Source organism: Streptomyces sp. Ncost-T10-10d, assembly GCF_900091955.1.
Lineage (GTDB): Bacteria > Actinomycetota > Actinomycetes > Streptomycetales > Streptomycetaceae > Streptomyces.
In genome coordinates this window covers 1-7,824 of sequence record NZ_FMDF01000092.1, presented here as the reverse complement: position 1 = coordinate 7,824, position 7,824 = coordinate 1, and the positions used below count along the sequence as shown (strand labels likewise).

At 68.5% G+C, this 7,824-nt stretch carries 5 protein-coding genes, 1 tRNA gene and 1 pseudogene; 1 reads left to right on the top strand and 6 read right to left on the bottom strand.

All coding sequences use genetic code 11. The features are described from left to right. Positions 1-6 precede the first annotated feature (6 nt). The 6 genes from GA0115254_RS14140 to GA0115254_RS14115 form a co-directional block, all read right to left on the bottom strand. Positions 7-78: transfer RNA gene (locus tag GA0115254_RS14140), tRNA-Gln, on the bottom strand. 144 nt (positions 79-222) lie between these two features. After that, entirely contained in the window at positions 223-918 is a 696-nt protein-coding gene (locus GA0115254_RS14135) for an HAD family hydrolase (RefSeq protein ID WP_093895624.1), read from the bottom strand. 184 nt (positions 919-1,102) lie between these two features. Beyond that, positions 1,103-2,113 carry a hypothetical protein gene (locus tag GA0115254_RS14130; protein WP_093895623.1) on the bottom strand — a complete coding sequence of 337 codons (1,011 nt, stop codon included), beginning with the start codon at positions 2,111-2,113 and terminating at the stop codon, positions 1,103-1,105. 326 nt (positions 2,114-2,439) lie between these two features. After that, complete coding sequence (gene gltX / locus GA0115254_RS14125; protein ID WP_093895622.1) at positions 2,440-3,954, bottom strand: glutamate--tRNA ligase; 1,515 nt, start codon at positions 3,952-3,954, stop codon at positions 2,440-2,442. Then, positions 3,947-4,723 carry a fumarylacetoacetate hydrolase family protein gene (locus tag GA0115254_RS14120; protein WP_093895621.1) on the bottom strand — a complete coding sequence of 259 codons (777 nt, stop codon included), beginning with the start codon at positions 4,721-4,723 and terminating at the stop codon, positions 3,947-3,949. Before GA0115254_RS14120 ends, gltX begins: the two co-directional genes overlap by 8 nt. 81 nt (positions 4,724-4,804) lie before the next feature. After that, positions 4,805-4,999 carry a hypothetical protein gene (locus tag GA0115254_RS14115; protein ID WP_176740118.1) on the bottom strand — a complete coding sequence of 65 codons (195 nt, stop codon included), beginning with the start codon at positions 4,997-4,999 and terminating at the stop codon, positions 4,805-4,807. Positions 5,000-5,579: 580 nt separating this feature from the next. On the opposite strand from GA0115254_RS14115, the pseudogene GA0115254_RS14110 reads away from it, so the two are divergent. After that, positions 5,580-7,824: pseudogene (locus tag GA0115254_RS14110) on the top strand (nitrate- and nitrite sensing domain-containing protein); the annotation flags it as partial.

The window sequence follows — 7,824 nt, the reverse complement described above, 5'->3', positions numbered from 1 at the left end:
TCTGCGCTGGGCTACCAGGACTCGAACCTAGAATGACGGTACCAGAAACCGTAGTGTTGCCAATTACACCATAGCCCACTGAAACGCAACCTCTGGAGGAGGTTTCATTTCTGCGCTTCCCGGCCGGATCTTTCGGCCCGCTCGGGCGGCGCAGGAAGAACATTACCCGAAGGTGTCCGGCGCTCCAAAACGGGTATTGCCCGCCAGGGTCCACACCTCGGATCAGGGTCGGGCCGGGACGAGCAGGCCGGGCAGCTGATCGAGCCCGCCGATGCGGACGAGTTCGGGCCGCCCGCCGCGTCCACCCCGGTCCAGCCAGATCCCCATCAGCCCCGCCGCGACCGCGCCGGCGGCGTCGATGTCCGGCTCGTCCCCCACGTACGCGACCTCTCCCGGTTCCAGCGCCAGCGCCTCGCAGGCCGCGTGGAAGGCACCGGCCTCGGGCTTGGAGACGCCTAGCTCCACGGCACACACCACGGCCTCGAACCGGTCCCGTACACCGAGCGTGCGCAGCTTCCGGTCCTGGTTGTGGATGCTGGAGTTCGACAGCACGCCGTGCCGGAATCCGTTCGCCAGAACGTCCAGAGCGGGCAGCGCGTCGGGGAAGAGCGACCAGGCGGCCTCGTAGTGGGTCACGTGCCGGGCAAACCAGGCGTCGGCCTCCTCGTCCTCCAACGCCCGCGAGAGGAACTCCCGCACACGGTCCCGGCGCTGCCCCTGGAAATCCGTCTCCCCCGCGGCGAACCGTGCCCAGTGCGCATCGGTGATCGCCCGCCACGTGAACAGGGCCTGCTCGACGGAGCCGTATCCATCGGGCAGGCCCTCGTGTTCGAGATGCTTGCTCATGCCGATGCGGTCGGCACCCGTGTAGTCGAAGATCGTGTCATCGATGTCCCAGAGCACGGCTCGGATCGGCATACAGCCACGCTACCGCTCGCGCGGCGGGCGTAGCGGCTCCTCGGGAGACAGGGCTCAGAACTGCTGCTGGTCGACTCCCGGCGGCAGGAAGCTCGGCCTCTCGCGCGGCAGGTGTTGCGACTGCGGGCCTGGCCCGCAGTCGCTGAAAGCGCGATCGGCGCCTTGCGCGGTCCGGCGGGGGCTGTCAGGGGGTGGGGCAGCCGTGCCGTTTGCCGGAGGCGGTGGCGTACGACGTCAGAATCCGGTTCAGCGCCGCGGAGTCGATCGTTCCTTGCGTTCCGGCGGCGCCGTCCGCCGCCTTGCCCTTGGCGCGCTCAAGCTTGAAGTAGGCGGTCCCGATGGCGCCCCCGCATGCGACGGTCCGGGTGTACGCACCCTTCACCGTTCCCGGGTACTTGCCGTCGAGATACATCTCCTCCTCCGCCGACGGCCCGTAGTAGGCGGTCATGTGGAACAGGTCCGCCTTGCCCCGGCTCATTTCGCATTCTTCCGTCAGCGCCCGTCCCGCAGGCTTCTCGCTGACGTCGGTCACGTGCAGCCGGACAGCTTCACGCCCGGTCATCACGTCGCGGCACGTACCCGTCGATTGGTCGATGGGCTTCGTCCTCCACGCCGTACGGTCGACGGCCCCCGGGCGTTCACCGAGTGCTCCCTCGCACTTGGCGTGGCCGGCCGCACGACGCGCCGACTCGGTCGCGACACGGGCCACTTGGAGTACCTGCCGGGCGGTGAGATCCTCCGACTTCGCGCTCGTCTCGGCCGTGACGAGCAGGCCGGCGCCCGCCACCGTCCTGCAGTCGACCAGGACAGCGGCTCCCGGTGAGTACCCGCTGACGAAGGACCCGGTCCAGCCGTGCCCGATCGGCGTTGCCGAGGCTTCCGCGGCGGGGCCGCTCGCCCGGTAGGCCGCCCGTGGCGATACCCGGAGCTTGAGCACCGGCCCGCCGCCGTCGTGCTCGGCCGAGACCGAGCACCACTGGGTGTCGTGACCGTTCCAGTCGTTGGTGTGACCGCGCGCCTTGAGCCTGGCGCCGTAGAAGAACTCCCGTGCCTCCTCGACCGCGAGGGAGCCCTGGCACCGGTCTGCGAGGTCTTCGCCATCAGTGTCCCGGGACCGGACGGTCCAGGTCAGCCCGCCGGCGACCAGCGCGAGGAGCAGCCCTCCGACGTACAGGGACAGTCTCAGCCGTGTCATTCGTTCCCCCGGATCCGCGGTTGCGATTGCGGTTGTGTCAGTCATGCGCCCACGACGGTCGTGTGGGCCCGGCGCCCACCACCGTGCGGTGGTCGTGGGCGAGTTCTGCTGGGACGACTGCGTTCCAGGTGATCTCTCCCGCGCCTGTAGTCCCTCTCCTCAGCCTATGAGTTCGAACGATCCGACGGCCTGCACCGTCAGCGGCGGACGGGTAGCAGCAGCGCGCCGCTCATTCCGGGGAGCAGCAGGCGTTCATCCCGTAAGTACGCGAAAGGGGCGGCCACCGGGTTGAACCGTGGCCGCCCCTTCGGGTACAGCGGTGACGACTACGCGGCGGCCAGCCTGGCCAGTGCCGCGTCGATGCGGGCGATCGTCTTCTCCCGGCCCAGGATCTCCAGGGACTCGAAGAGCGGCAGGCCGATCGTGCGGCCGGTGACCGCGACGCGGACCGGGGCCTGGGCCTTGCCGAGCTTCAGGCCGTGCTCCTCGCCGGCGGTGAGGATGGCGTTCTTCAGGGCGTCCGCGTTCCACTCGGCGGCGGCCAGCTTGGCGCGGGCCGTGATGAGCAGGGCGTCGGAGCCCTCCTTCATCGCCTTGGCCCAGGACGCCTCGTCGGTGGCCGGCTCGTCGAGGAAGAGGAAGTCGACGTTGGCCGTGATCTCCGAAAGGACCGTGACACGGGTCTGGGCGTGCGGGGCGATCGCCGCGAACTGCTCCCCGTCGAAGGACTCCGGGGCCCACGGGGCGAACGGCGCCTTCAGCCAGGGGCCGCACGCCTCGGTGAACGTCTTCACATCCAGCTTGCGGATGTGCTCGGCGTTGATGTGCTCGCACTTCTTCAGGTCGAAGCGCGCCGGGTTGGCGTTGACGTCCTTGATGTCGAACGCGGCCACCATCTCCTCGATGGAGAAGATGTCGCGGTCCTCGGCGATGGACCAGCCCAGCAGGGAGAGGTAGTTGAGCAGCCCCTCGGGCAGGAAGCCGCGCTCGCGGTAGAGGTTGAGCGAAGCCTGCGGGTCGCGCTTGGAGAGCTTCTTGTTGCCCTCGCCCATGACGTACGGGAGGTGGCCGAACGCAGGGGTGTCCTTGGCGATACCCAGCTCGATGAGCGCCTTGTAGAGGGCGATCTGACGCGGGGTGGAGGAGAGCAGGTCCTCGCCGCGCAGGACGTGGGTGATCTCCATCAGCGCGTCGTCGACCGGGTTGACCAGCGTGTACAGCGGGGCACCGTTGGCACGGACGATGCCGTAGTCCGGCACGTTCTCCGGCTGGAAGGTCAGCTCGCCGCGGACCAGGTCGGTGAAGGTGAGCGCCTCGTCGGGCATCCGGAAGCGGACGATGGAGGTGCGGCCCTCGGCCTCGTACGCGGCGATCTGCTCGGCCGTGAGGTCGCGGCAGTGGCCGTCGTAGCCGGACGGCTTGCCGGCGGCACGGGCGGCGTCGCGGCGGGTGTCGAGCTCCTCGGTGGTGCAGTAGCAGTGGTAGGCGTAGCCGCCTGCGAGAAGCTTCTCGGCGACATCCTTGTAGATGTCCATGCGCTGCGACTGGCGGTACGGGGCGTGCGGGCCGCCGACCTCGGGGCCCTCGTCCCAGTCGAAGCCGAGCCAGCGCATCGAGTCCAGGAGCTGGTTGTAGGACTCCTCGGAGTCGCGGGCCGCGTCGGTGTCCTCGATGCGGAAGACCAGGGTGCCGCCGTGGTGGCGGGCGAAGGCCCAGTTGAAGAGGGCGGTGCGGACCAGGCCCACATGGGGGTTACCGGTCGGGGAGGGACAGAAACGTACGCGGGGGGGTACCCCCTGGTCGAGCGGAGCCGAGAGCTTGGGGGAGGGTGCGTTAACCACGCTTGATCACCTTGTTGGTGAGAGTGCCGATGCCTTCGATGGTGACGGCGACCTCGTCGCCGACATGGAGGGGTCCGACCCCTGCGGGAGTGCCGGTGAGGATCACATCGCCCGGGAGCAGCGTCATGGCTTCCGTGATGTGGACGACCAGATCCTCGATCGAGCGGATCATGTCGCTCGTACGGCCCAGTTGGCGTTGCTCGCCGTTGACCGTGGCCTGAATGGTCAGGTCGCTGGGGTCGAGGTCGGTCTCCACCCAGGGGCCGAGCGGGCAGGATGTGTCGAAGCCCTTGGCCCGGGCCCACTGCTTCTCGCGCTTCTGGGCATCGCGGGCGGTGACGTCATTGGCGCAGGTGTAGCCGAAGATGACGTCCTTCACGCGCTCACGCGGCACTTCACGGCACATACGGCCGATGACCACGGCCAGTTCGGCCTCGTGGTGGACTTCGTTGGAGAAGGAGGGGTACTCGATGGCGTCGCCGGAGCCGATCACCGAGGTGGTGGGCTTGAAGAAGGCGACGGGGACGTCCGGTACCTCGTTGCCGAGTTCCGCGGCGTGTTCCGCGTAGTTGCGGCCGATGCCCACGACCTTGTTGGGGAGCACGGGCGGCAGGAGGCGGACCTTGCTCAGCGGGACCTTGGTGCCGGAGAGCTCGAACTCGGCGTACGGGATGCCCTTGATGATGTCGAGGACGAGACCATCGGGCCCCTCGCCCTCGACGGCGCCGAAGGCGACATTGCCGTCGATGGAGAACCTGGCGATGCGCACGGGATGCTGTCGCCCCTCACTTGCTGGCTGGCTGAAGACTGACGCTCCAGGCTAACGCGGGTGAGGGGGGACAACCGCGCATTACTCGGCCGCTGCGGCCGAGGCCGTGACCGGGGCTTCCATGAGGATGGTGCGGCGGGGGTTGGCCGTCTGGGTGGGCAGCTCGACGGCGCGCTCCGGCAGTTCCGGCGTCTGCAGCTCGTCGGCGTCCTTGAGGTGCGCCAGCGTGGTGCGCCGGGGGTTGGCAATGTTGCGGAACATCATCGTCGTCTTCATCTACCGTTCGGACCCTGTCGGTATGGGCGCCGCCCGGAGGGGCGCCGGTTGTCGGATTTGCCATCCCTGTAAAGCGTCAGGCTAAACATCCAATTCCCTTCAGAAGCCCGGATGAGACGGCGATCATCATGTGAGTTTCCTCACGACTGCATTGACAATTGCCCCATTTCGGGCGGCTGACCACGCTGACAGAAACGGACATTGCGCCACTGAATGAGCTATTCCGCTCCTGATCATGTCGACTGGGACACCCTCCACCGTCCACCGATTCACCCCTAATGATCCACTTTGCCCGCGAACACGCTCCACGTTTTGTTACTTGGTCGTCACAACAAGTCACCCAGGTCACGGCCCAGCACGAGGCCCTTGTTGGAGATCCGGCACTGTGCTGGAATTCCACGCACCGCCGCGGGTTCACAAACCGGCGCGCAGGGGCGCAACGCAGCGCCGAGTGGCGGCGGGAAGGGGAAGAGCGCCGGTCACTCACGACCACCAGGGGGCGGACACGACGCCCCACGACGCCGACACCGTCCCACCCGCTTCGTGCGGAGGGACGCCTGGTCCAGAGGTTGCGACGCTAGTGCAGGGACGTTTCAAGAGGGATGGCAGCGCTGCGGCGGAACAGGAGCCGCACGGCGGGACCGACCGCGGTTCCTCGCCCCAGCACGCCCAGAACCCCGGACCGGCCTCGGCCGGCGACAGCGGTGACCGCGACCGGCGCCCCGGTGCCACGGCGGGCAGCGACACCGATCCGATCTCGTCGCTCAAGCCCCGTGGCCCCGTCAGCACCGGCTCGCGAGTAGCTCTTCGCAACTGGCGGATCAGCACGCGTCTGGTCTCCCTGCTCGCCCTTCCCGTGGTCGCCGCGACCACCCTGGGCGGACTGCGGATCAACGACTCCATGAACGACATCCAGCAGCTGGATCACATGCAGCTGCTGACCAAGATGACCAAGCAGGCGACCACGCTCGCCCAGGCGCTCCAGGCGGAGCGCGACAGCTCTGCCGGTCCGCTGTCCAACGGGGTGAAGGCCGACGACTTCAAGGTCACCGAGCCCCGCAAGAAGACCGACCGGGCGAAGACGGCCTTCCTGGACGCGACGAACTCGATCGGCGACCCGTCGGGCGACGAGGCCCTCGAGAGCATCTACTCGAGCGTCAACCAGATCGCCAGCCAGCTGGCCGCGATCCGTGACATCCGCAAGACGGCGTACGCCAAGGGCTCCCCCAGCCTCCAGACCGTCGACCAGTACAGCCAGCTGATCACCTCGCTGCTGAGCCTCTCGCAGGACATGGCGCAGGCGACCAGCAACTCGGAGATGATCAAGCGGACCCGTGCGCTGGCGGCCTTCTCCTCCGCGAAGGAGTACGCCTCGGTCCAGCGGGCGGTCATCGCCGCGGCGCTGCCCGGCGGCAACGACAAGCAGCCGCACCTCGACCAGAACGACCAGCAGTTCGGCCGCGCCGCACTGCGCAAGGAAGACTCTGCGCTCCGCTCCTTCAAGGCGGTCTACGAGGCGACCGGCAACAACGCCGAAGAGCTGATCGCCACGCTGCAGGAGGGCAACCCGGAGATCAAGGCCTCCGAGACCTACGCGAAGAAGGTCCTGGACAGCCCCTCGGGCATGGACGACATGCCCCGGCGTTCCTACCTGGACTGGTACGACCAGAGCTCCACCAAGATCCAGGCCATGAAGACCATCGAGGAGACCCTCCTCAGCGACATGGAGGGCAAGGCCCGCGAGCTCCGCGACCAGTCGAAGCGTGAAGCGATCATCAGCGGTGCGCTCATCCTGCTGGTGCTCGGCGTCTCGCTGGTCGGCGCCTTCGTCGTCGCCCGGTCGATGATCCGCTCGCTGCGGCGACTGCAGGACACAGCTACGCGCGTCGCCCAGGACCGGCTGCCCGAACTCGTCAAGCAGCTCTCCGAGGCCGACCCGCAGGACGTCGACACCTCGGTCGAGTCGGTCGGTGTCCACTCCCGGGACGAGATCGGCAAGGTGGCCGCAGCCTTCGACGACGTGCACCGCGAGGCCGTCCGTCTCGCCGCCGAGCAGGCTCTTCTGCGGGGCAACGTCAACGCGATGTTCACCAACCTCTCGCGCCGCAGCCAGGGCCTCATCCAGCGTCAGCTCTCCCTCATCTCCGAGCTGGAGTCGCGCGAGGCCGACCCGGACCAGCTGTCCTCGCTCTTCAAGCTCGACCACCTCGCGACCCGTATGCGCCGTAACGGCGAGAACCTCCTCGTTCTCGCGGGCGAGGAGCCGGGCCGCCGGTGGACCCGCCCCGTCCCGCTGGTCGACGTGCTCCGTGCCGCCGCCTCCGAGGTGGAGCAGTACGAGCGCATCGAACTGGCCGCGGTGCCCGCCACCGAGGTCGCGGGCCGCGTCGTCAACGACCTCGTGCACCTGCTCGCCGAGCTGCTGGAGAACGCCACGTCGTTCTCCTCGCCGCAGACGAAGGTCCGGGTCACCGGCCACGCGCTGCCCGACGGGCGGGTGCTGGTCGAGATCCACGACACCGGCATCGGCCTCTCCCCCGAGGACCTCGCGGCGATCAACGAGCGGCTCGCCTCGCCGCCCACCGTGGACGTCTCGGTCTCCCGCCGCATGGGTCTGTTCGTGGTCGGCCGGCTGTCCCTGCGTCACGGCATCCGGATCCAGCTGCGGCCTTCGGACTCCGGTGGTACGACCGCGCTGGTCATGCTCCCCGTCGATGTCGCGCACGGCGGCAAGCAGTCGGCCCCCGAAGCCGGGACCGGGGCAGCAGTCCTCCGCCCCCGGCGGTCTGCTCGGCGGCGGCAGCGGCGCGGGCAACGGCTCCCGT